We start from the raw sequence: 22,711 nt of genomic DNA on the forward strand, positions 1-22,711 counted from the left end.
GATGTAGACAGCCTTTCAGGTTGAACGTGGAGTCGCGACATTGCGCCTCCCTCATAGAACGGATGAAACCCGCGTTTGGATGCACGCGATGTCAAAAAAATTTCAGCGACCCACGCCGCGCTCCATGAACACTCTGTCATCGTTTCCGGATTTATTTCGCAAAGAACCCTTGTGGCCAGGCTTGCTCGTGGAAGAGAATGCGCCGCATGCATCCGACCTCCCTCGCGCCCAAGGACCAGGGGCCCAGCGACACCGTTCCCTCGCACGGGCCCAGCAACATGGGTTTTGTGCTGACCCGCTTGCGGCTGGTCTCCGGCCTGACCCTGTTCACCTTCGTCGTCACCCACTTGAGCAACCATGCGCTGGGGCTGATCTCACTGGACGTGATGCGGTCCGGGCAGGCCATGTTCTTCGCGGTGTGGCACAGCTTGCCCGGATCGCTCTTGCTGACCTTGGCGGCACTCACGCACCTGAGCCTGGTGCTCTACAAACAGGTGGTTCGCCCCACCTTGCGCATGCCTTGGATCGAGGGCGTGCGCATCCTGCTGGGCATCGTGACGCTGCTGGGTCTGGCCTTGCACGCGACGCCGATGGTGTTGGAGAGGCTGCGTTGGACGGGCTCCGGTCATCCGGTGTCTTACCCCGACTTCATCGGCTTGTTGGCCAGCGGCGACCCCATGTTGTGGAACCAATTGATCCTGGTGATCGCGGCCTGGACGCACGGCTGCATCGGCGTGCACCTGTGGTTGCGTCTGCGGGGTTGGTACCGACAGCGTCAGATCGTGCTGGCGATCATCGCGGTGCTGCTGCCCCTGCTCGCCCTGCTGGGCGTGCTGGCGGCGGCACGCGCGCTGCCGCAAGGCGATGGTGGATACGCGTCGCCCAGTGCGCCGGGCTATGGCGGCGCCGATGACGCGTATGGCAACGCGTATGGCGACGACTATGGAAACGCAGATAGACGCGTTGATGGCAACAGCCCGGGTGTTTACGGCAGCAGCGGTGATGGGGTGGGCTACGGAAGTGGGTACGCAAGCAGCGATGGTGGCGGCGGCAACTACGGCAGTGAGAGATCAGGCTACGGGGCAAATACCCTTCCACATGTCCTTCCAGATGCCCTTCCCTATGGCGCCAACGCGCAAGGTGTGTCTGCGCCCCTCCTGGGCGCAGGCCGAGCGCCGTGGCTGAGCAAGCTCCTACCCGCTGACCTCCATGCGGCGCAGTCGGTGATCGCCGCCTATGGCGTGCTCGGCTTGCTGTTGCTCCTCATCGCCCTGCGAATCGGCGTGCAGACCTGGAAGCACCGCCGAGGGCGAGTGACCGTGCGCTATGCGAGCGGTCGCGAGGTGAAGGCGGTGCGCGGGGCCTCGGTGCTGGACATCAGTCGCATGGGCGGTGTGCCCCATGCCTCGGTCTGCGGCGGACGCGGACGCTGCTCCACGTGCCGCGTGCACGTAGATGCGGGTTGGGAGGCACTGCCCCCACCGCTGGAAGGCGAGCAGAAAGTGCTGCAACGCATCCACGCGCCCTCGCGCGTGCGCTTGGCCTGCCAACTCTGCCCGCGCCACGACGTGGCCGTGACGCCCTTGCTGCCCGCCGACGCGCAACCTCAAGACGCCCTGCCCTACGACCCCATGAAATTCGGCGCGGAACAGGAAATCGTCATCCTGTTCGCTGACCTGCGCGGCTTCACGCAGATGTCGGAGACCAAGCTGCCCTTTGACGTGGTGCACATCCTGAACCAGTACTTCACCGAGATGGGCGAAGCCATCGAGTCCGCGGGAGGTTATCTGGACAAGTTCATCGGCGACGGCATCATGGCTCTGTTCGGCTTGCAAGGCGGCAAAGGATCGGGGGTGGAGGCTGGCGCTCGGCAAGCGGTGGCCGCAGCCCGCGCGATGGGCGAACGGCTGGTGGTGCTGAATGCGCGCCTGTCGCAAGATCTTGCAACGCCGCTGCGCCTGGGCCTGGGCATCCACGCCGGCCCTGTGATCGTGGGCGAGATGGGCTATGGGCGCGCCACCTCGCTCACGGCCATCGGGGATTCGGTCAACGTGGCCAGCCGCCTGGAATCGGCCACCAAGGAGGTGGGCTGCGAACTGCTGATCTCCGCCGAAGTCGCTCAACGCGGCCGGCTGGACCTTTCCGCCTTCGAGAAACAGAACATCACCATCCGCGGGCGCGATGGCGGTCTCAACGTGCACGTGGTGCGCCAGGCCAAAGACTTGCCCAGGCTGCGCAGGGCCTGAGTCGCTGGCCTTGAGGGCCGGGGCTTGGGTTCAGGCGGGATGCCAGTCCCGCACCCTGTGAATCTTCCGACGCAATTTCAGCCTCAGTCGTCGGCCTTCGGGTCGAGCCCCGGGAACAACACCTCTGTGAATCCGAAGCGCGTGAAGTCCCGCACCCGCATGGGGTAGAGCTTGCCATCCAGGTGGTCACACTCGTGCTGCACCACGCGGGCATGGAAACCGTCCACGGTGCGGTCGACCGGGTCGCCGTATTGATCGAAGCCTTGGTAGCGGATGCGCTGCCAGCGCGGCACGACACCCCGCAGGCCGGGCACGGAAAGACAACCTTCCCAGTCGTGCTGCTCCTCGTCCGACAGGGGCGTGATCACCGGGTTGCACAGCACGGTGCGCGGCACCACCGGCGCATCCGGGTAGCGCGGGTTGGGCTGGCCGCTGCCGAAGATCACCACGCGCAAGTCCACCCCGATCTGCGGCGCCGCCAGGCCCGCGCCGTGGGCGGCGTGCATGGTGTCGAGCAAGTCACTCACCAGCAAGTGCAGTTCGTCGGTGTCGAAGGCCTGCACCGGCTGCGCGACGCGCAGCAGGCGCGGGTCCCCCATCTTCAGGATGTCTCGCACCGCCATGCTGTCTCTCCATCAATGCTTGATTTGCGCGATGACTGGGGCCGCATGGCTTACCCCTGGGGCACCGGACGACGTCTCCCCACGCCAGAGCACGCGCCGCAGCCAGATCGAAATGTCGTCGATCAGCGTGTACAAGGCCGGGATCACCAGCAAGCTCAGGAAGGTGGAAGTGATGAGGCCGCCGATCACCGCGACCGCCATGGGCGAGCGAAAGCTGGCGTCCGCAGCGCCCCAACCTACCGCGATGGGCAACATGCCCATGCTCATCGCGATGGTGGTCATCACGATGGGCCGCGCGCGCTTGTGGCAGGCGTCCAGGATGGCGTCCAGGCGGCTCATGCCGGCGACGGCTGGCCGGCCGTCGCTTCCGTCGTGCCCGCGACGCGCCTCGATGGCGTACTCGACCAGCAGGATCGAGTTCTTGGTCGCGACCCCCATCAGCATGATCAGGCCAATCAGCGAAGGCATGGAGAAGCTCTTGTTCGTGATCAGCAGGGCCACGAAGGCACCACCCAGGGACAGCGGCAAGGCCGCCAGGATGGTGAAGGGATGCAGGAAGGCCTTGAACAGCAGCACCAGCACGATGTAGATGCACAGCACCCCGGTGAGCATGGCCAGGCCGAAGCTGGCGAACAGTTCACCCTGCATCTCGGCGTCACCGATGGGCACCACGCGCACGCCAGGGGGCAAGTTGCTCATGATGGGCAACTTGTCCACGGCGGTTTGCATGTCGCCCAGGGCAATGCCCGCCAGTTCAACCTCGAAGTTGATGTTGCGCTCGCGGTCATACCGATCGATCACCGCGGGACCACCGCCGAAACTCAGGTCGGCCACCTGCTCCAGCATGACCGGGCCCTTGGCACCGGGCACGGCCAAGCGCCCCAACACGGAGAGGTCATGGCGCGCCGAGCCGTCCAGCTTGACGACGATGGGCACTTGCCGTTGCGCTAGGTTGAGCTTGGGCAAGGCGCTGTCGTAATCTCCGACGGTGGCGATGCGTAAGGTCTCGGCGATCGCGCTGCTGGTCACGCCCAGGTCGGCCGCGCGGGCGAGGTCCGGCGTCACGAGGATTTCAGTGCGCACCAGGGCCGCGGTGGACTGGACACTGCCCGTGCCGGGGATGGTGCGCAGATCCCGCTCGATCTGCCGCGCCGCCGTGGCGAGGGCGTTCGGGTCGTTGCCGGTCAAGGTCAACACGTATTTCTCACCCGAGCCGCCCAGCCCCACCTTGCTGCGCACGCCCGGCAGATTGGACATGGCGTCGCGGATCTGGTTCTCGATCACCTGCTTGCGTGGGCGCGTGCCACGCGGGTCCAGCTGGATGGTCAAGGCGGCCTTGCGCGACTCGGCCGCACCCTGCGGCGCGAAGGGGTCGGAGCCCGCCGAGCCCGAGCCTATGGTGGTGTAGATGGACTTGACATGCGCGACAGCCGCGACCAGCTGGCGCGCGCGTTCGGCCGTCGACACGGTTTGCTCCAGGGTCGCGCCTGGCGGCAGTTCCAGGTAGACCTGGGTCTGTGAGTTGTCGTCGGGCGGAATGAAGCCCTGCGGCAGCAAGGGAATCAGCATCACGGACGCGACGAAGAACACCCCCGCGCCGACCATGGTGATCCAGCGATGGCGGATGCACCAGGCCGCCCAGCGCTGGTAAATCGTGAGCCAAGCCGGGTCTTCGTGTTGGTTCATCCAGGTCCAGACCTTGCCCAGCAGGGCGTTGTCACGCGCCCAGCGAGGACGGTCCTGGGCCATGACCACGGGCTTGAGCAGGTAGGCCGCCATCATGGGCGTGAGCACGCGCGCCACCACCAGCGAGGCAAAGACCGCCAGCGAAGCCGTCCAGCCGAACTGCTTGAAGAACTTGCCGGGCACGCCCGCCATGAACGCCGTCGGCAGGAACACGGCGATCAGCGTGAAGGTGGTCGCGATCACGGCCATGCCAATTTCGTCGGCCGCCTCCATGGCGGCTTGGTACGGCGACTTGCCCATGCGCATGTGGCGCACGATGTTTTCCACCTCCACGATGGCATCGTCAACCAAGATGCCGATGACCAGCGACAGCGCCAGCAAGGTCACCACGTTGATGGTGAAGCCGAGGTAATGCATGCCGATGAAGGCGGGGATGGCCGACAGCGGCAAGGCCACGGCCGACACCACGGTGGCGCGGAAGTCCCGCAGGAAGAGCCAGACCACCAGCACGGCGAGCACCGCGCCTTCGTAGAGCAGCTTCATGGAGGCATCAAACTCCTCCTCCACCGGCGTCACGAAATCGAAGGACTCGGTGATCTGCAAGTCAGGCCTCGCGGCGCGCAGCTCGGTCAGACGCTCTCGCACGCCCTGTCCCACCTCGACTTCGCTCGCGCCACGGCTGCGCGCCACCTCGAAGCCGACCACGGGCTTGCCGTCCAGGAAGGCGGCGGCCGTGCGGTCAGCGATGGTGTCGCGCACGGTGGCCAATTGGTCCAGGCGCACGCTGCGGCCGTCGGACAAGGCGATCTGCATGCCCGCGATCTCTTGAGCGCTGCCCAGCGCGGAGATGGTGCGAACCGGCTGCTGGCTGCCGCCGATCTCCGCCTTTCCACCCGCGCTTTCGATCTGGACGCGGGCGAGCTGTCGCGACACATCAGCCGCGGTGGCGCCCAGCGACTGCAGACGTAGCGGGTCCAGCAGGACCTGCACCTCACGGTTGACCCCGCCCACGCGGTTGATGGCGCCCACGCCCCGCACCGAGAGGAGCAGCTTGGAGACATCGTTGTCCACGAACCAGGACAAGGCTTCCTCGTCCATGCGGTCGGACGAGACGGTGTAAGCCAGCACGGCGCCCCCGGCGAGTTCGACCTTGTTGACGATGGGCTCTTGGAGGTCGGTCGGCAAATCACCCCGCACCTTGCTGACGGCGGAGCGCACGTCGTCAAGCGCCTCCTGCGTGCCTTTTTCAAGTCGGAACTCAACAGTCATCGACACCACGCCGTCCTGGACCTTGGTGTAGATGTGCTTGAGCCCCTGCAAGGTGGCCAAGCTGTTCTCGATCTTGCGTGCGACGTCGTTCTCGAGCTGGTTGGGCGAGGCGCCGGGCAAAGTCGCGACCACGGTGATGGTCGGCAAATCCAGGTCCGGAAAATTCTGGACCTTCATGGCGCTGAAGGAAAACAAGCCCATCAACGTCAGCATGACGAAGAGCATGGCGGCGGGAATGGGATTGCGGATGGACCACGCGGAAACATTCATGGCGCGGTGTGCCTTTCTCTGTCTACTGTCCGATGTCGAATCACTGAACGACCTTCACCAGGTCGCCTTCATTGAGGAAGCCCGCGCCTTGCACGGCCACCGCATCCTGAGCAGCCAGGCCTTGCAGCACTTCCACGCGCTCGCCGACGCGCCGGCCCACCTCGACCTTGCGCTGGCTCACGCGGGCCTGCCCATCCACCACGAAAACGTAGCTGTGGCCATCGCGTGGCACCACGGCCTGGGCGGGCACCGTCAAGGCCGCGCTGCCTGGCAGCACGAAATTGCCGCGCGCGAAGGTGTTGGCCTTGAGCGCTTCATTGCGTGGCAGGTCCACGTACACCAGGATGTTGCGCGTCTGAGGATCGGCCGTCGGCGCGATGGCGCGCACGGTGCCTTGCACTTCCAGGCCGCTGACGGTGGTGACCTCGACCTGCTGGCCGATCTTGACGCGGCCAATCTCGGCGGGGGTGACTTCGGCGCGCCATTCCATGCGACTCTGGCGCACCATGCGGAAGAGCTCGTTGCCCGAACCGACCACCGCACCCACCGTCGCGCTGCGCGCCGAGATGACGCCATCGTCCGGGGCCAGCACCCGCGTCGCCGCAAGGGTCACCTGGGCGGCCTCCCACTGGGCCTTGGCCACCTTCTCCGTGGTGTAGATCTGCGTCAGCTGTGAGCGCGAATAGATGCCCTCCTCGCCCAGGGCACGCACGCGATCGGCCTCGGACTTGGCGTTCTCGTAGTTCGCTTGGGCCTGCAGCGCCGCAGCGTAGGGAATTTCACTCGCGAAACGGGCCAATTCATCGCCGCGGCTCACTTTGTCGCCCACGTTGACGTGCACGGCGGCCAGACGCAAGCCATTGACCTCGGCACCAATGACGGCCTCTTGCCACGCCATGACATTGCCATTGGCCAGCAAGGCTCCGGCCAGTTGGGTGCTTTGGGGTCGGGCCACGGTCACCGTCAGTGCGGGCCGCAAGTCGGTCGCAGCGGCGGCTTGGGCGTTGGCCGCTGCTTCAGGCTTGGCGGCCTCGTCCGAAGGCCCTCCACAGCCAGACAGCAGGAGCAGGGACAGTGCCAAGGGGCCGAGCGCGGCGAGGCCGACACCTCGGTGTTGGGACAGGAGAGCGGAAGAGGAAACGTCTTTCATGAAGCGTTTTGATTTTTGCTAGGAAATCGTCAGGTGCCGGGCTTGCGCGCGGCGCCGGGGCCAAGAGGCACAGGGCGTGAGCGCAGGCCCTGTCTCTCAAACCCGGGGAAACGTTGGGGGGAACCTGGCTTGGGCGACCCGTTGATGTCACCGGGTCCACGCCAAGGAAGGACGCACTATTAGACCCGAAAACAATGTCACTTCGCCGGGGAGTCATTCGCTTCGCGGACAGTTTCGGCCCCCTGTGTGCAGCCACCTCGGAACCCGCGGCGGAACTCACGCCGCTCGTCGCGGCTCATCGCCCTCCATTGGCGCATGCCATCGCGAAATCGCTCGCGCTCCTCGGGCGTCATCTGGTGCCAGCGCCCGCGGTGACCGCCATGCCCTCCGAAGCCACCCAACAGGATGCGACACAGCACCAAAAGCCCAGCGGCCTGCCAGAAGCCGATGACCGGTCCTCCGAACAAGTCCGGCACCAGGGCGTTCCACAACCACATCACCAACGCCCCGAAGGCCGCGACAAAGGCAACCCCCAGCACAAGGAAAGCGAACTTCATCTTCAAAAATTGCGGTTTCATGACACTCACTCCTGAAAAACATGCTCACGCGGCGGCGAGCCAATCCTCATAGGCCATTTGCAGGCGCTCTCGAAGCGCCAGCACGGCATAACGTTTGCGCGACAGCAGGGTGTTGACCCCGACCCCCCACCGCTCAGACATCTCCTTGAAACTCAGACCCTCCAGCTCGTGGGCCACGAACACCTCGCGCTGCTCGCGCGGCAGTTCATCCAGAGCCTCTTCGATTTGCGCCAACAACATTTGCCGCACCACCTCGCCCTCCGGTCCGGGCGCCAGCGACGGCAACAACTCCTCCAACGATGGCCCCTGCTCGTCGTCCGTCAACTCTCCCGCCCAAGCCTCGGTCGGACGGGACTTCTTCCTGCGGAAGTGGTCAACCACGCGGTTGCGTGCCACGCGCATCAGCCAGGCCCCCACCTGCTCGATCGGATGCATTAGGCGATAGGCGGAGACCAGTTCGTACAGCACCTCCTGCAGGATGTCCTCCGCCTCGGCGGCATCCGACACCCGGCGACGAATGAAGCTGCGCAGCCGCCCACGCTCGCGCTGGACCGTCGCCGCGATGTGGCTGTCCTGCTCGGATTCGCGGCTCAGGTCTTGCGTTGGCACATCCATATAGGGGAGTTAGACGATCCAGTGCGAGCAATATTGTGTGAGCAGCGAAAAAAAGCCAACCGGACGTCCGCCCCCCCGAAGGCGCTGGTGCAAGACGCCCTGCGGCACAATCGGACGGGAATGCCTAACGAAACCGCCGCCCTGCCTTCGTCACACGACCGCCCTGCATCCGAATCCAGGCACGCCGTGCAGCTGATGGCCGTGATCGCCAGCGTCTGCATCGTGGGCTTCGCCACCGGCATCACCGTGCCCTGGGTGTCTCTGGCCCTGCACGCCGAGGGCGTCAACCCCACGCGCATCGGCCTGGCCGCCGCGGCGCCGGCCATCGGCACCCTGCTGGTCGTGCCCTTCATCACGCCTTGGTCCGAGCGATACACCACCCGCGCCCTCATGGCGGGTTCCGCCTTGATGGCGGCCCTGAGCATGGCGCTCCTGGCCGTGGTGCCACTGACCCTCTTCCCCGCCCTGCTGTGCCTGCGGCTGCTGATGGGCGCGGCCTGTAGCGTGCTCTTCATCCTCGGCGAGGCCTGGATCAACCAGATGGCGGGCTCCGGTTCACGAGGGCGGCTGGTGGCGGCCTACGCCACGGCCTTCACCGTGTGCCAGGTGTCAGGGCCGGCCGTGCTGTCCTGGGTCGGCTCGGCCAGCCTGCTGCCCATCGCGCTGGCCGTGGCCAGCCACCTGCTTGCAGGCGGCGTGTTGTACGCGGGCTTTCCGGCCGGCGTGAAGTTCTCCGGCGAGAAAAACTTTGGTCTGATCGGTTTTCTGAAACGCGCGCCCGCCGTGGCCGTGGCGGTGGGTCTGTTTGCCTTTTTCGACGTGGGCCTGCTGTCCTTGATGTCGCTCTACGGCATGCACTACGGCCACACGGAGCGCGTCGCCCTGCTGATGGTCACTGTGGTGCTGGTGGGTGACGCCTGCCTGCAGGTCCCGCTGGGCGCGCTCTCTGACCGCGTGGGCCGGATTCCCGTGCAGGTCGGGTGCGGACTGGTGCTGCTGGTCACCGCCTTGGGCATGCCCTTCATGATGCAGACCGGTCACGCGTTGTGGCCCTGGCTGGTGCTGTTCGGTGCTTCGGCAGGCGGCATCTACACCTTGGGCATCATCCGCATCGGCGACCGCTTCCAAGGGCCAGACCTGGTGATGGCCAACGCCTCGGTGGGTCTCCTCTGGGGCGTCGGCAGCCTCTTGGGGCCCAGCATCGGCGGCCTGACCATCGACTATTTCAGTCCTGACGGGCTGATGCACGCGCTGGCGATGCTGGCGACACTTTTCCTCGGAGCGCTGGTTTGGGAGACGCGCCCGAGAAAGTGATGAACGCAAACGAACGCAAACTTTTGCAAGGAGCAGTGAATGGCGGGCGGCGGAGGCGACTGGAAAGACATGTACTACGCGGCGGAGCGTGGTGACGTGGATTGCGTGCGCTATCACCTGGCCTCGGGCGTGGACGTGGACTACCAGCATCCCGAAGCCATGGTGTCGGCCTTGGTGGTTGCCTGCATGAACGGGCACGAGCCCGTGGTGCGCTTGCTGCTGGAGCATGGCGCCGACCCCAATCTGCCCGCCGAATTGGGTCCCACGACACCCCTGCAAGCCGCCCGTCAAAGTGGGCATGCGGCCTTGGAGTCGGTGTTGCGGCAACACGGAGCCCAGCCGCAGCATGCCACGCGCCCCGCATGGTGGCAGCGTTGGTTGCCGGGACTTTGAGGGCTGGCGCAAATCAGCCAGGGCAACGGCGTGGCAGCAATCTGTCACACAAACTGCCACTCGTTTCGATGCCGACTTGCGAACGGCCAGAACTTCCCTGTATAAAGCCGCAAGGTCGAATTCAACGGCCTTGCTCTGAAATGAAAGGAACACTGAACATGAACTTCAAGACTTCCGTGCTGGCTTTGGCCATTGCCGCCCTGCCCGTCGCGTCTTTCGCCGCCGGTGAAAACAACGTCGGCTGCGGCCTGGGCTCCAGCATCTTCAATGGCCAGAGCGGCGTCGTGCCCCAAGTGCTGGCGGCCACCACCAACGGCACCTCCGGCAATCAGACCTTCGGCATCACTTCCGGCACGCTGGGCTGCACGCAAGACGGCACGGTCCGCTCTTCCGTCAAGCTCTCCATGTTCATCGACGGCAACATGGAACGCCTCGCGCGCGACATGTCGCGCGGCAGCGGTGAGTCGATGGACTCGCTGGCTCAGTTGATCAACGTGAAGCAAGAAGACAAGGCTCGCTTCTTCCAAGTCGCCAAGGTCAACTTCGGCCAGATCTACGCCAGCGACAAAGCCACCGTGCAAGACGTGATGGCTGGCTTGCGCGCCGCACTGGCGTCTGACGCCACGCTGGCTGGCTACAGCAGCGCCGTCATCTGAGCGCCGGCCCAGCCCGTCACCGCGACACCCAGTGGCATGCCCACTGGGTGTTTTTTTGCCTGAGTCCCGATGCCGTATTTGCCATTGACGCCGGCCCGACGCACATTGCCGCCAGCGCTCTCCCTGATTGCACGCCTGCCGCTGCTTCTGTGGCTGACTCCCCTCCTGATCCTGGCCCTGCTTCCTGCGACAGCCAATGCAGCCGATACAGCCGATGCAGTCGATGCAACCCACGTCGACCGGGCCTACTTGGCCGAATTGATCGCGAAGGCCGATCAACAGGGCTTGCACACGCGCGAAGAATGGCGAACCCTGTTGCACTACCAGCCGCGCCTGAGACTGCTCGCGCCACGCAGTCTCGCCGACAGTCCTGATTTCTTTTTTTCCCAGCAAGGCGCAACCGACAGTCGTGCCGAACTCGCGGCGACGTTGACGGCGTTTTTTTCTAGCGCCATCGTGGAGACCGACCAGCGCCAGCATCCCCAATGCCGCTTCATCGCGCGTTACCACTGGCTGAAGAAGGCGCTGAACTTCGACCCTGCGCGCCTGCCGCCACAACCTTGCCCCCGCTTTGAGGCCTGGCACCGCGCGCTGGACCCACGCGGCGTGACGCTGGTCTTTCCCGCGGCTTACCTGAACAACCCGGCTTCGATGTACGGCCACACCTTGCTGCGGGTCGACCAGCGCGGTGGCAACTCGCAATTGCTGGGGCACGCGATCAACTACGCCGCGGACACGAACGAAACCAGTGGTCTGGTGTTCGCCATACGGGGCCTGACGGGAGGTTACGCGGGCAACTTCAGTGTCTCGCCGTATTACGCCAAGGTGGGCGAATACAACGACCTGGAAAACCGCGACATCTGGGAATACGAGCTGAACCTCAATGAGGAAGAGACTGACCGGCTCCTGATGCATGCCTGGGAACTCGGGAGTGTGCGATTCGACTACTACTTCCTTGACGAAAACTGTTCTTACCACCTGCTCGCTCTGCTGGACACGGCCCGACCCGGTCTGCGCCTGACCGACCGTTTCCCGCTCTGGGTCATCCCGGGCGACACGGTGCAGGCCATCGTGGCCCAACCCGGCTTGGTGCGACAAGTGTCTTACCGGCCCGCGCGCAGCACGCAAATCCAGCATCGTGCTTCGCTGCTCACGCCCGCACAAGTCCAGTTGGCGAAAGACCTGGCCACGCCGGGCACGTCGCTGGATGAACCTCGCCTGGTCTCGCTGGTCGCGACCGATCAAGCCCAAGTGCTGGATCTCGCGTTCGAGTACCTTGAATACCGACGCCTGCGCGCAGACCTGAGCAACGCCGAGGCCAGCCCGCAGTTGCACCGCCTCTTGGTCGCGCGCAGCAAGGTCGACGCGCCTGACCTACCCGCCGCGCCCGTGCCCACCTTGCGCCCCGAACATGGCCATGGTTCCAGCCGGATCAGCGTCGGCGCCGGACAGGACGATGGTCAGGGCTACCAATCGGTGCGGCTGCGCGCGGCTTACCACGACCTGCTGGACCCCGAAGCAGGTTATCTGCCTGGCGCGCAAATCGAGTTCATGAAGCTCGAATTGCGGCGAGACGATGCCAGCCAAGACGTAAGGCTGGAACAGCTGACCTTCGCGAGCATTGTCTCCCTGGCGCCACGCGACGATCTGCTGAAACCAATGTCCTGGAGGTTGGACGCCGGCGCCCGGCGGATGGACATCCGCGATGGGACGCGACCATTGCTCGCCCATCTGGATCTCGGCGCGGGCTTAACCGTCCAACCGCACGCAGCAGTACGGGGCTACGTGATGGGAGAGGGCTCGCTGCTGGCGTCGGGGACGCTGGAGGACGACCACGCCCTGGGCGCCGGGGCCAGCGCGGGCCTGTTGGCGGACCTGACACCGCGTTGGCGCATCCAAGTGCAAAGCCGCGGACTGCGTTACTTCAGCGGCGAGCGCCACGACCGCGTTGAAATCAGCCTGAACCAGCGTTACACCCTGAGCCGGGACTTGGCGTTGCGCCTCGAAACCTCTTGGCACGAGAACCGGTATGACGGGAACCGGTCAGGCGGCGCTGATCCAAGGCAAGACGCTGGCGCGGTCGGGCTCTACCTCGATGTCCATTTCTGAAGGCCCAGGGGATGCGACGCCGCCTGCTGCTCTGGACGATGGCGCTGTTGCTGTGTCTGGTGCTATCGGGATGCACCAGCGTCTTCTTCCAACCCATGCGACCCTGGGTCCGCACGCCCGCCACGGTGGGGTTGGACTATGAAAACCTGAATCTGCAGAGCGCCGACGGCACGACCGTGAACGCATGGTTCTTGCCCGCCCGCGATTCCACGTCAAGCACGGCGCCCAACTCGGCGCGGGGCACGATCCTGTTTCTGCACGGCAATGCGCAGAACATCAGCACGCATCTGGCCAGCGTGTACTGGCTGCCAGAGCGTGGCTACAACGTTCTCTTGCTGGACTACCGAGGCTACGGCGCATCACAAGGCGCGCCCTCGGTCGAAGGTGCGCAACTGGACATTGACACCGCCCTGCGCCATTTGCTGGCCCGTCCCGATGTAGATCGCCGACGCATTGTCTTGCTTGGCCAAAGCCTGGGGGGCGCGCTCGGCATGCACTATGCCGCGCATGGCAGCCACCGCCAGCACTTGCGGGCCGCGGTGATCGACAGCGCCTTCACCGGTTATCGGGACATCGCCCGGGAAAAGCTGCGCAGCACTTGGGTCACCTGGCCTTTCAGCGGGTTCCTACCCTGGCTGGTCACGGGAGACTACAACCCCCTCGATGCGGCACCGCGGATCAGCCCCGTGCCCCTGCTGCTCGTGCACGGAGATCGCGATGACGTGATCCCCCTGCACCATGCCCGGCAACTGTACGAAGCCGCGCGCGAACCCAAGACCCTGTGGGTCATCGAGGGCGCTGCCCACATCCAAGCTTTGGAACAGCCGCAGGTCAGGGATCGATGGGTGGCTTGGCTGGAAAGCCAGCTCGGCGGGGATCGAAACCCAGGTGCGAGGGGCGCGGCCCACAACCCCGCGAGTGAAACGCCCCCACCCTGAACAGGCGATGGGCCGAGGGGCCGAGGGGCGCTGCACCAGGGGTGGCAGCCAGGGCGTTCAGGCTGACATACTTTCAGGCTGACACTGCATGCCTCCCCCCGGAGGACTCTACCTCCTGAACCGCGTCATCATCTCAAACGCGCTGCGCATCACCACGGGGTCAGGTTTCGCATCCGTCTTGGGGCGGTTTTGTGCATCCATCAAGTTGAGGTTGCCGTAGTGGTCCATCGCATAGATGTCGTCCCCGTGGCGTATGCCACGCACCACCCAGCTGTCCACCAAGAGCACAGGAGGCTCTGGTGGATGCTGAACAAACAAATCCCGTCCCGTGCTGTAGTCACCCATGGGATTGCCGCAGCCCAGGGCATGGTGCATCAGGGTCGGCACGAAGTCCTGGTGCGCGCTGATGCCGGTGGGCACGGCGGTGCCCCGTCCGGGCCAATGCAACACGAAGGGCACGACCACCTGGTGATCAGCGAAATTGCCGTTGTGGCCCCAGTAGCCTTGCTTCAAGTCGTTGAACTCCTCGCCGTGGTCACCCGTGATGACAACGATCGTGTTCTTATCCGCGCCCGAGGCACGCAGTTGAGACAAGATCTCGCCGACCATGCTGTCGGCGTAGTGCACGCCCGTGTGGTAGCGGTTGATGTAAGGCAGGGCTTCCTGCTTGCCGTCCAGCTGCGAATAACTGATCGACTCCGCCATCGGCTGGGCCAGCGGTGGGTAGCCCTTGGGGAAGTGGTAGGGGGCATGCGATGAGTCCAGGAAGGCCAGACCAAACCAGGGACGGCGTGGCTTGGTTTGCAGCTCTTGCGCGATGTCCTGTTTCAAGGCGTTCATGATGTGCCGATCGCGCTCGTAGATCGGCAGCTTGATGGGTGCCACTTCCAGATGCTGACGCACATTCGCGAAGATGGTGCGATCGAACTCCGTGCCGTCCAATGGCGCACTCATGTACAGATGCAATCCATACCCTTGCTGCTGCAAGACCTGGAATAAAACAGACCCATGCTGCTCCCTGAGCATGTCATCGAAATAACTGGGCGGCACACCGTAGAGCAGGCCAAAAAAGCCCGGCCGCGTTGAATTGCCGCTGCTGTAGTGCCGCGGAAACACCATGGACTGCTGGGCCAACTTCCAGGTGTTGGGCATGATGGTCGCGTCCAGGGCATCACGCCGCAGGGAGTCCAGCACGATCATCAAGACGTTGGGCGCGGCTTGGTTCTTTGTGCATTGCATGGGCTGCAGTGGGTAGCGCAAGACCCCCTGCTTCGCCCCCGGACGCATGGCCCCCATCTCTCCGGGCGTTGATTCGTCCAAGCCCACGCCGAACTGACTCAACATCATGCGCTTGGCGGTGATGGGCAAGGCCCAAGGCAAGTAGGACCACTGACTCACGGCCGCGCGCAAGGCCCTGGCATCGAAATACACGGTGGCGGCCTGCCCCGTCACCATGAACACAGCGGCGATGGCCCAGTGCGAGAGCACGGCACGCCGAGGCCGCGCGGGCAGCCGCCGCCAGCAAGCCCAGGCCAAGGCCGCCTGAGCGGTGAACACCACCACCACCACCGTTGCGGCCAGAGCCCAGTCGAGCCAGGACAGTTGCACTTGGTCGTACAAAGCGCCACTGAGCACCAACTGAACCAGCAGGCTGTTGATGTGGAAGCGGTACAAGGCGAACAGCCGTGCATCCAGCAACAGCAGCACGATGAACGCGCCGTGCAATACCACGGCCACGACCGCCAACACCTGGGGCCGCTGCTTTTGCCGCATCAGCAGCACAAGCAACAGAGGCAGCAAGGACACCAGGGCAGCGAAGAAGGGGAAATGTCCCAGGGACGCCAAGGCCAGGTACGTCACCCCCAAGGTACCACCAGGGTTGTCGCGCAGCGGCGCGTTGCTCAGCACGATCACCACGGCAATCAGGGCGTTGAGCAGCGTGAAGCGGCTCAACCACGATAGCGACTGCCAACGAGTCAGGGGGGGATTCATGGAATTTCCTGTCTAGGGGTCTGGATCAGGCCGCCTCGCCCTTGAGCAAGGTCAGCATGTGGGCTTCATCGATCACGGGCACGCCCAGTTCCCGCGCCTTGTCCAGTTTGCTGCCGGCTTCCTCGCCCGCGACCACGTAGCTGGTCTTCTTGCTGACGGAGCCGGCCACCTTGGCACCTGCGGCCTCCAGCATCTCCTTGGCCTCGTCACGACTCAAGGTGGGCAGGGTTCCGGTCAACACAAAGGTCTGCCCTGCCAACGGCAGCAGGGCACGCGGCGCGGGCGCGCCTTCGGCCCACTGCAGGCCACAGGCACGCAGTTGCTCCACCACCTCGCGGTTGTGGGCCTGGTCGAAGAAGGTGCGAATGCTTTGCGCGACCACGGGGCCCACGTCCGGGGCTTCCATCAACTGCTCCACGCTGGCGTCCATGATGGCGTCCAGCTGGCCGAAATGGCGTGCCAAGTCCTTGGCCGTGGATTCGCCCACATGCCGTATGCCCAAGCCGTAAAGAAAACGCGGCAAGGTGGTTTGCTTCGATTTCTGTAGCGCATCCACGATGTTTTGCGCCGACTTCTCGGCCATGCGCTCCAGCGCGGCGAGCGAGGTCAGACCCAGGCGGTACAAGTCGGGCAAGGTCTTGACCACCTCGCCGTCCACCAATTGATCGACCAGCTTGTCGCCCAGGCCCTCGATGTCCAGGGCGCGGCGCTGCGCGAAATGCAGCAGGGCCTGCTTGCGCTGGGCGCTGCAGAACAGCCCACCAGTGCAGCGGTGGTCGGCTTCGCCCTCCTCGCGCACGGCGGCGCTGCCACAGACGGGGCAGTGCGTGAGCATGGTGAACACTTCCGCGCCCGCGGGGCGCTTCTCAGGCAGCACAGCCACCACTTCCGGAATCACGTCCCCCGCGCGCCGCACGATGACCGTGTCGCCCACGCGCACGTCCTTGCGCCGAGCCTCCAGCTCGTTGTGCAAGGTGGCGTTGGTCACGGTCACGCCCCCCACGAACACCGGCGCCAGCTTGGCCACCGGCGTGAGCTTGCCGGTGCGGCCCACCTGCACCTCGATGGCCTGCACCGTGGTCAGCATCTCCTGCGCCGGGTACTTGTGGGCCACGGCCCAGCGCGGTTCACGGCTCTTGAAGCCGAGCTGCTGCTGCAAGGCCAGGTTGTTGACCTTGTAGACCACACCATCAATGTCGAAGGGCAGGCTGTCGCGCAGCGCGCCCATGCGCGCATGGAAATCCACCAGGGCCTCGGCGCCCAGGCCGAGGGCGCGGTGCTCGCACACCGGAAGGCCCATGGCCACGAACGCGTCCATCACCTGGCCATGCGTGGGGGGCAGTGTCCAGCCACGCACCTCGCCCAGGCCATAGGCGTAAAAACTCAGCGGGCGCTGGGCCGCCATGGCCGGGTCCAGCTGGCGCACGGCGCCTGCGGCTGTGTTGCGGGGGTTGATGAAGGTCTTTTCGCCCTTGGCGCCCGCGGCGATCTTCTCGCGCTGGCGTTCGTTCAACGCCTCGAAATCGTCGCGTCGCATGTAAACCTCGCCGCGCACTTCCAGCACTTCTGGAGGCCACGGGCTTGCTTCGCCGTGTGCAGCGGGAAGTGTGGGGGCCAACAAGCGCAGAGGAATCTGGTTGATGGTGCGGATGTTCTGCGTCACGTCCTCGCCCGTCTCACCATCGCCGCGCGTGGCGGCTTGCACGAGCACACCACGCTCGTAGCGCAGGTTGATGGCCAGACCATCGAACTTCAGCTCGGCCGCGTACTCCACCGGCGCCGCGCCCTCGGGCAAGGCCAAGGCCTTGCGCACGCGAACGTCGAAGGCGCGCGCGCCCTCGGGCGTGGTGTCGGTCTCGGTGTCGATGCTGAGCATGGGCACGGCATGCCGCACGGGCAGCAAGCCGTCCAGCACTTGGCCGATCACACGCTGCGTGGGCGAATCGGGGGTGCGCAACTCAGGATGCGTGGCCTCGATGGCCTGCAACTCCTGGAACAGGCGGTCGTACTCCGCATCGGGAATCTCGGGCGCGTCCAGCACGTAGTAACGGTGCGCGTGATGATGCAACTGCGCGCGCAACTCGGCGGCGCGCGTGGCGGCGGGTGTGAGGTCTGACGCCCCACGGTTGTCAGAGGCCCCGCTGAAAAGGTCCGGCGTCATCGTGGGCTCCCCTGTCTCTCAGCTGAACAAACGGCGGGCGGCGGACGAGCCCGCAGGCAAGCCATGTGCCTCCAACGCGTCGTACAAGGATTCCAACTCGACGCCGATGCGGTCGAGGTCTTCCACCACCAGCAGCCGGCCCGCGTCGTCACCCAGGCGACCGTCCATCTGCTGGGCCAGCTGGGTGGCCACGGCGCGCAGGCGTTCGTAGGGACGCTCGGTGCGCGGGACCTGGGGCACGTCCAGACTGAGCATGACTTCGCGGATCGCGGTCATGGCGGGGTCGGCCGAGGTCGCGGCCTGCGGATCGTGGTGCAAGGTCAGCACCGCTTGCTGGGGGAGGCCCGCCAGCACGGGGGAGTGCACGGCCACGCGGGGCAGGACCATGCGCCCAGGCAGAACGCCATCGACGAAGCCCAGACGGCTGGCCAGCTGCTGCACATACCCGGCGCTCCAGGCGGTACGGCTGGCGCGCAACGTGATGTTGAGTTGCGCGTCATGCGCCTGGGCAAATCCGTCCAGCTCGCGCGCGCGGGCCATGGCATCCAGCATGTCGGGCAGGTCGACCGCGCCCCCCAAGGTATCGGCCAAGGCCTGGGTCTTGAGCACGAACTCGGAATACTCCAATTCGTTCAAGGCCCCCGCGCGGTTGGCGAGCTGCACACCGGTCTGCAACAGGCTGTATTGCTGACCCGGCTGGGGTTGCTCCCACGTACCGTCATCGGCCTGGGCCTCGACGGCGAAGGGTTTGCTGCCCACGCGGCGTGTCGCGGGCAGGTTGTGCAGCACGGCGTCGCCTGAGATGGGCAACTCCAATTCAATGGTCGCGAGCACGTCGACCAACGGGTCCAGGTGGTTGGGCTGCAAGCGTCGCTCCGTCACGGCGGCGGCGTCTTGCGCGGGAGCAGGCCAGGAGGGCTCAGCATCGATGCCAGGGTGCGGCACGTGCACCCGAGGGGCGTGCGGCGTCAAGGACGGCGCGGATGTCGGATGCCCAGGAGACGGTTCGACATAAGGCCAGACTCGGGGCTCAGGCTCGGCCAAACGCGGACGACCACGCCTTGCGACCCACCAGCCATGCGCGAGCACCCCCGCCAGCACCAACAGACCGGCGATCAACAGACCCAGCTGCAACGCGCTCATGCCTCGGCCATCGACACGGCCGCTTCCATGTCCACGGCGACGATGCGCGACACGCCCTGCTCTTGCATGGTCACGCCGATGAGTTGCTCGGCCATTTCCATCGCGATCTTGTTGTGGCTGATGAACAGGAACTGGGTGCCTTTGCTCATGCTGCCCACCAGGCGCGCATAACGCTCGGTGTTGGCGTCGTCCAGCGGCGCGTCCACCTCGTCCAGCAGGCAGAAAGGCGCGGGGTTGAGCTGGAAGATGGCGAAGACGAGCGCGATGGCCGTCAGCGCCTTCTCACCGCCCGAGAGCAGGTGGATGGTCTGGTTCTTCTTGCCTGGCGGCTGGGCCATGACCTGGACGCCCGAGTCGAGGATTTCCTCGCCCGTCATGATCAGCTTGGCCTGGCCGCCGCCAAACAGCTCGGGGAACATCTTGCCGAAGTGCTCGTTGACGGTCTTGAAGGTGTCGCCCAGCAGGTCGCGCGTCTCGGCGTCGATCTTGCGGATGGCGGATTCCAACGTGTTCATGGCGTCGTTCAGGTCGGCCGACTGGGCATCCAGGAACTGCTTGCGTTCGCGCGCCGTGGCCAGTTCCTCCAGCGCGGCGAGGTTGACGGCGCCCAGCGCCGCGATCTCGCGGTTCAGGCGCTCGATCTCACCCTGCAAGCCGCCTTCGCCGCCACGCAGCCGCACTTTGCCTTCCTCGATGGAGCGCGCCACGGCGTCCAGGTCGGCCTGGGCCTCGGCCAGTTGCTGGGTGTACTGCTCCAGGCCCAGACGCGCGGCCTGTTCCTTGAGCTGCAAATCGGTGATGCGCGCGCGCAGCGGCTCCAGCTCACGCTCGAGCTTGATGCGGCGTTCGTCGCTGGCGCGCAGCTTGAGCGTGAGGTCGTCGTACTCGCTGCGCTTGGCGGCCAGTTGCTGCTCGCGCTCGGTCTTGAGCGCCAGCGCGCCTTGCAGGCCCGCCTGGGCGGCGGCGTCGGTGGCGCGGGTCAGCTCTTCGTTGAGGCGCTGCTCCTCGCTGGCGATGGCGGCGGACTGCTGCTCGGCGGTCTCAATGGCGCGGGCCAGCTCGGCCTTGCGTGCGTCCAGCGAGCGCAGGGCGAAGGTGGCTTCCTGGGCCTGGCGCTCCAGCGCGCGCAACTGCTCGCGGCTCGCAGCCAGTTTGCGCTCGGCTTCCAGCGCGCGTTCGTCCAGCTGGGCCTGGCGTTCCTGGCTGTCGGCCAGGCGCATGTCCAGCTCCTCGAAGCGCGCCTCGGCGGCCATGCGCCGCTCCTGCAGATCTTCCAGCAAGGCGTCCACCTCGGCCATGTCGCCTTGCAGCTGCTCGCTGCGGGCACGGGTCTGCTCGGCCAGCTGGGTCAGGCGCAAGGTTTCGACTTGCACCTCGTGGGCGCGGGCCTGGGCCTCGTCGGCTTCTCGGCGCACAGCGACCAGGCGCTGCGCGGCATCGGCATAGGCGGCCTCGGCGCGCACCAGCGCACTCTTGGCCTCCTCGCTGATCAGCGCCTGAGCACGCACCTGCTTGTCCAGGCTCTCGATTTCTTGGGCGCGGGCCAGCAGGCCGGCCTGTTCGTTGTCTTGCGCGTAAAAGCTGACGCTGTGGCGGCCCAGGGCATGGCCGCTCTTGACGTAGATGGCCTCGCCCGCCGCGAGCTGTTCACGCTGGCCCTGGGCTTCTTCCCAGCTCTGCGCCACGTAGCAGCCTTGCAGCCAGTCGCTCAGCACGGCCTTGAGGCCTGCGTCGCCCACCCGCAGCAGGCTGGCCAGGGGCGACAGGTTCACCTTGCCCTGACTGGGCGCCTCGGCAGCGGCCGCAGGCGCGCTGTAGAAAGCCAGCTTGGTGGGCGGGGCGTCGGCCGCGAAGGACTTGAGCATCTCCAAGCGGCTGATGGGCAGCGCCGCCATGCGCTCGCGCAAGGCAGCTTCCAGGGCGTGCTCCCAGCCCTGCTCGATGTGCAGTTGCGTCCACAGAGCCTGCAAGCCGTCCAGGCCATGCTTGGCCAGCCAAGGCTGCAGCTTGCCGTCGGTCTTGACCTTGTCCTGCAAGGCCTTGAGTGCTTCCAGCCGCGCCGACAAATCCGCCTGACGGGCGCTTTCGGTGTTGGCGGCGCGCTGCTTGTCCTGGCGCTCGCTGTCCAGCTGAGGCGCGCGCTCCTGCAGTTCCTGCAGGCGGGCCTGGGCTTCTTCGGCGGCTTCGCGGGTCTGGGCGTTCTGGGTTTGCAGAGCCTGCAGCTTGGCCTCGTCGGGCGCGGCCAGGGCTTTCTTGTCGGTATCCAGGCGTTCGCGGCGCTGCTGCAACTGACGCGTCTGCTCTTCGATGCCGCGCTGCTCGGCGGCCAGCACCTGGATCTGCTGCTGCACCTCGTGCACGCTGCTCTTTTGTTCGTTGGCGCGCTGCTGCGCCTGGCGCAGCGCGTCTTCCAACTCCGGCAGCGCGGCGGATTGTTCTTCCAGCTGCGCGGCCAGCTCGACGTTCTTTTCCTCGCCGGTCGAAGCCAACTCGGCCAGGCGCTCGATCTCGGCCAAGGCCTCGCCCTTGCGCTCGCCCCACTGGCTGTTCTGTTCCTTCAAGGCCTTCAGCCGCTCTTGCGCGCGCTGACGGCCTTCCACCACGAAACGGATCTCGGCCTCCAAGCGCCCCACCTCGGCGCCCGCCTCGTACACCTTGCCCTGCGCCTGGTTGACCTGATCACCCGCCGCGTAATGCGCCTGGCGGATGGTTTCCAGCTCGGCCTCGATGTGACGCAGATCGGCCACCCGCGCCTCCAGGTCGATCACGGCACGCTCGCCCTCGGCGTGAATGCGCTTTTGCTCGGCCTCGGCCTCGGCGCGGCGCAGGAACCAGAGCTGGTGCTGCTTGAGGCTGGCCTCGGCCTGCAAGGTTTTGTACTTCTGCGCCACCTCGGCTTGGTGCTCCAGCTTGTCGAGGTTGGCGTTCAGCTCGCGCAGGATGTCTTCCACCCGGGTCAGGTTCTCGCGCGTGTCGGACAGGCGGTTCTCGGTCTCGCGGCGGCGCTCCTTGTACTTGGACACGCCCGCGGCCTCTTCGAGGAACAGGCGCAGTTCCTCCGGCTTGGACTCGATGATGCGGCTGATCGTGCCCTGGCCGATGATGGCGTAGGCGCGCGGCCCCAGGCCCGTGCCCAGGAACACGTCCTGCACGTCGCGGCGGCGCACCGGCTGGTTGTTGATGTAGTAACTGCTGGTGCCGTCGCGCGTCAGCACGCGCTTGACGGCGACCTCGGCGTACTGGCCCCATTGCCCGCCGGCGCGGTGGTCCGCGTTGTCGAACACCAGCTCCACGCTGGCACGGCTGGCCGCCTTGCGGCTGGTGGTGCCGTTGAAGATCACGTCCTGCATGGACTCGCCGCGCAGTTCCGAAGCGCGGCTCTCACCCAGCACCCAGCGCACGGCGTCCATGATGTTGGATTTGCCACAGCCGTTGGGGCCCACCACGCCCACCAACTGCCCCGGCAGCATGAAATTGGTCGGCTCGGCGAAGGACTTGAAACCGGAAAGCTTGATGGAGTTGAGGCGCACGGGCGGGATGCTTTGAGTGTTCTGTGGAAGGCAAAAAC

General features: G+C 65.7%; 15 protein-coding genes. 6 read left to right on the forward strand and 9 right to left on the reverse strand.

Annotated features, from left to right (window positions below; genetic code table 11):
- Window positions 1–206: 206 nt before the first annotated feature.
- Window positions 207–2,246, forward strand: coding sequence for an adenylate/guanylate cyclase domain-containing protein (locus ACLBKS_RS05215; protein ID WP_410191732.1), 2,040 nt, complete (start codon window positions 207–209; stop codon window positions 2,244–2,246).
- Between the two features lie 83 nt (window positions 2,247–2,329).
- Here ACLBKS_RS05215 and def read toward each other — a convergent pair whose 3' ends face one another.
- The 5 genes from def to ACLBKS_RS05240 form a co-directional block, all read right to left on the reverse strand.
- Complete coding sequence (def, locus tag ACLBKS_RS05220) at window positions 2,330–2,869, reverse strand: peptide deformylase (RefSeq protein WP_410191733.1); 540 nt, start codon at window positions 2,867–2,869, stop codon at window positions 2,330–2,332.
- Window positions 2,870–2,881: 12 nt separating this feature from the next.
- Complete coding sequence (locus ACLBKS_RS05225) at window positions 2,882–6,094, reverse strand: efflux RND transporter permease subunit (protein WP_410191734.1); 3,213 nt, start codon at window positions 6,092–6,094, stop codon at window positions 2,882–2,884.
- Window positions 6,095–6,134: 40 nt separating this feature from the next.
- On the reverse strand, window positions 6,135–7,244 hold the full coding sequence (locus ACLBKS_RS05230; protein ID WP_410191735.1) for an efflux RND transporter periplasmic adaptor subunit: 1,110 nt from the start codon (window positions 7,242–7,244) through the stop codon (window positions 6,135–6,137).
- Between the two features lie 197 nt (window positions 7,245–7,441).
- Window positions 7,442–7,822, reverse strand: a complete 381-nt coding sequence (locus ACLBKS_RS05235) for a DUF3106 domain-containing protein (protein ID WP_410191736.1) — start codon at window positions 7,820–7,822, stop codon at window positions 7,442–7,444.
- A 24-nt stretch (window positions 7,823–7,846) separates the two neighbouring features.
- Complete coding sequence (locus ACLBKS_RS05240; protein ID WP_410191737.1) at window positions 7,847–8,437, reverse strand: RNA polymerase sigma factor; 591 nt, start codon at window positions 8,435–8,437, stop codon at window positions 7,847–7,849.
- A 120-nt stretch (window positions 8,438–8,557) separates the two neighbouring features.
- Between ACLBKS_RS05240 and ACLBKS_RS05245 the strand changes: the two genes are divergently transcribed.
- From ACLBKS_RS05245 to ACLBKS_RS05265, 5 genes are all read left to right on the forward strand, one after another.
- A complete protein-coding gene (locus tag ACLBKS_RS05245) occupies window positions 8,558–9,751 on the forward strand; it encodes an MFS transporter (protein WP_410191738.1) in 1,194 nt (397 codons plus the stop codon).
- 39 nt (window positions 9,752–9,790) lie between these two features.
- Entirely contained in the window at window positions 9,791–10,144 is a 354-nt protein-coding gene (locus ACLBKS_RS05250) for an ankyrin repeat domain-containing protein (RefSeq protein ID WP_410191739.1), read from the forward strand.
- A 158-nt stretch (window positions 10,145–10,302) separates the two neighbouring features.
- Window positions 10,303–10,800 carry a DUF3015 domain-containing protein gene (locus tag ACLBKS_RS05255; RefSeq protein WP_410191740.1) on the forward strand — a complete coding sequence of 166 codons (498 nt, stop codon included), beginning with the start codon at window positions 10,303–10,305 and terminating at the stop codon, window positions 10,798–10,800.
- 69 nt (window positions 10,801–10,869) lie between these two features.
- Window positions 10,870–12,909: a DUF4105 domain-containing protein gene (locus ACLBKS_RS05260; RefSeq protein WP_410191741.1), complete on the forward strand. Its 2,040-nt coding sequence runs from the start codon at window positions 10,870–10,872 to the stop codon at window positions 12,907–12,909.
- 11 nt (window positions 12,910–12,920) lie between these two features.
- The gene (locus ACLBKS_RS05265; RefSeq protein ID WP_410191742.1) at window positions 12,921–13,847 is read left to right on the forward strand and encodes an alpha/beta hydrolase; all 927 of its coding nucleotides are present in this window, start codon (window positions 12,921–12,923) and stop codon (window positions 13,845–13,847) included.
- A gap of 108 nt (window positions 13,848–13,955) precedes the next feature.
- Here ACLBKS_RS05265 and ACLBKS_RS05270 read toward each other — a convergent pair whose 3' ends face one another.
- Genes ACLBKS_RS05270 through smc form a run of 4 tightly spaced genes read right to left on the reverse strand, consistent with a single transcriptional unit; the run spans window position 13,956 to window position 22,673 of the window.
- Window positions 13,956–15,839 (reverse strand): sulfatase-like hydrolase/transferase, encoded by a 1,884-nt coding sequence (locus tag ACLBKS_RS05270; RefSeq protein WP_410191743.1) that lies wholly within the window; start codon window positions 15,837–15,839, stop codon window positions 13,956–13,958.
- Window positions 15,840–15,864: 25 nt separating this feature from the next.
- Window positions 15,865–18,000, reverse strand: a complete 2,136-nt coding sequence (ligA, locus tag ACLBKS_RS05275; protein WP_410191744.1) for an NAD-dependent DNA ligase LigA — start codon at window positions 17,998–18,000, stop codon at window positions 15,865–15,867.
- 18 nt (window positions 18,001–18,018) lie between these two features.
- Complete coding sequence (locus tag ACLBKS_RS05280) at window positions 18,019–19,143, reverse strand: cell division protein FtsZ (protein ID WP_410191745.1); 1,125 nt, start codon at window positions 19,141–19,143, stop codon at window positions 18,019–18,021.
- On the reverse strand, window positions 19,140–22,673 hold the full coding sequence (gene smc / locus ACLBKS_RS05285; protein WP_410191746.1) for a chromosome segregation protein SMC: 3,534 nt from the start codon (window positions 22,671–22,673) through the stop codon (window positions 19,140–19,142). Before smc ends, ACLBKS_RS05280 begins: the two co-directional genes overlap by 4 nt.
- Between the last annotated feature and the right edge of the window lie 38 nt (window positions 22,674–22,711).

This window comes from Hylemonella sp. W303a (assembly GCF_046452315.1).
Taxonomy (GTDB): domain Bacteria; phylum Pseudomonadota; class Gammaproteobacteria; order Burkholderiales; family Burkholderiaceae_C; genus Hylemonella.

Coding starts and splice junctions, on each gene's coding strand:
- ACLBKS_RS05215 (WP_410191732.1), top strand. CDS start 207: ATGCATCCGACCTCCCTCGCGCCCAAGGACCAGGGGCCCAGCGACACC.
- def (WP_410191733.1), bottom strand. CDS start 2,869: ATGGCGGTGCGAGACATCCTGAAGATGGGGGACCCGCGCCTGCTGCGC.
- ACLBKS_RS05225 (WP_410191734.1), bottom strand. CDS start 6,094: ATGAATGTTTCCGCGTGGTCCATCCGCAATCCCATTCCCGCCGCCATG.
- ACLBKS_RS05230 (WP_410191735.1), bottom strand. CDS start 7,244: ATGAAAGACGTTTCCTCTTCCGCTCTCCTGTCCCAACACCGAGGTGTC.
- ACLBKS_RS05235 (WP_410191736.1), bottom strand. CDS start 7,822: ATGAAACCGCAATTTTTGAAGATGAAGTTCGCTTTCCTTGTGCTGGGG.
- ACLBKS_RS05240 (WP_410191737.1), bottom strand. CDS start 8,437: ATGGATGTGCCAACGCAAGACCTGAGCCGCGAATCCGAGCAGGACAGC.
- ACLBKS_RS05245 (WP_410191738.1), top strand. CDS start 8,558: ATGCCTAACGAAACCGCCGCCCTGCCTTCGTCACACGACCGCCCTGCA.
- ACLBKS_RS05250 (WP_410191739.1), top strand. CDS start 9,791: ATGGCGGGCGGCGGAGGCGACTGGAAAGACATGTACTACGCGGCGGAG.
- ACLBKS_RS05255 (WP_410191740.1), top strand. CDS start 10,303: ATGAACTTCAAGACTTCCGTGCTGGCTTTGGCCATTGCCGCCCTGCCC.
- ACLBKS_RS05260 (WP_410191741.1), top strand. CDS start 10,870: ATGCCGTATTTGCCATTGACGCCGGCCCGACGCACATTGCCGCCAGCG.
- ACLBKS_RS05265 (WP_410191742.1), top strand. CDS start 12,921: ATGCGACGCCGCCTGCTGCTCTGGACGATGGCGCTGTTGCTGTGTCTG.
- ACLBKS_RS05270 (WP_410191743.1), bottom strand. CDS start 15,839: ATGAATCCCCCCCTGACTCGTTGGCAGTCGCTATCGTGGTTGAGCCGC.
- ligA (WP_410191744.1), bottom strand. CDS start 18,000: ATGACGCCGGACCTTTTCAGCGGGGCCTCTGACAACCGTGGGGCGTCA.
- ACLBKS_RS05280 (WP_410191745.1), bottom strand. CDS start 19,143: ATGAGCGCGTTGCAGCTGGGTCTGTTGATCGCCGGTCTGTTGGTGCTG.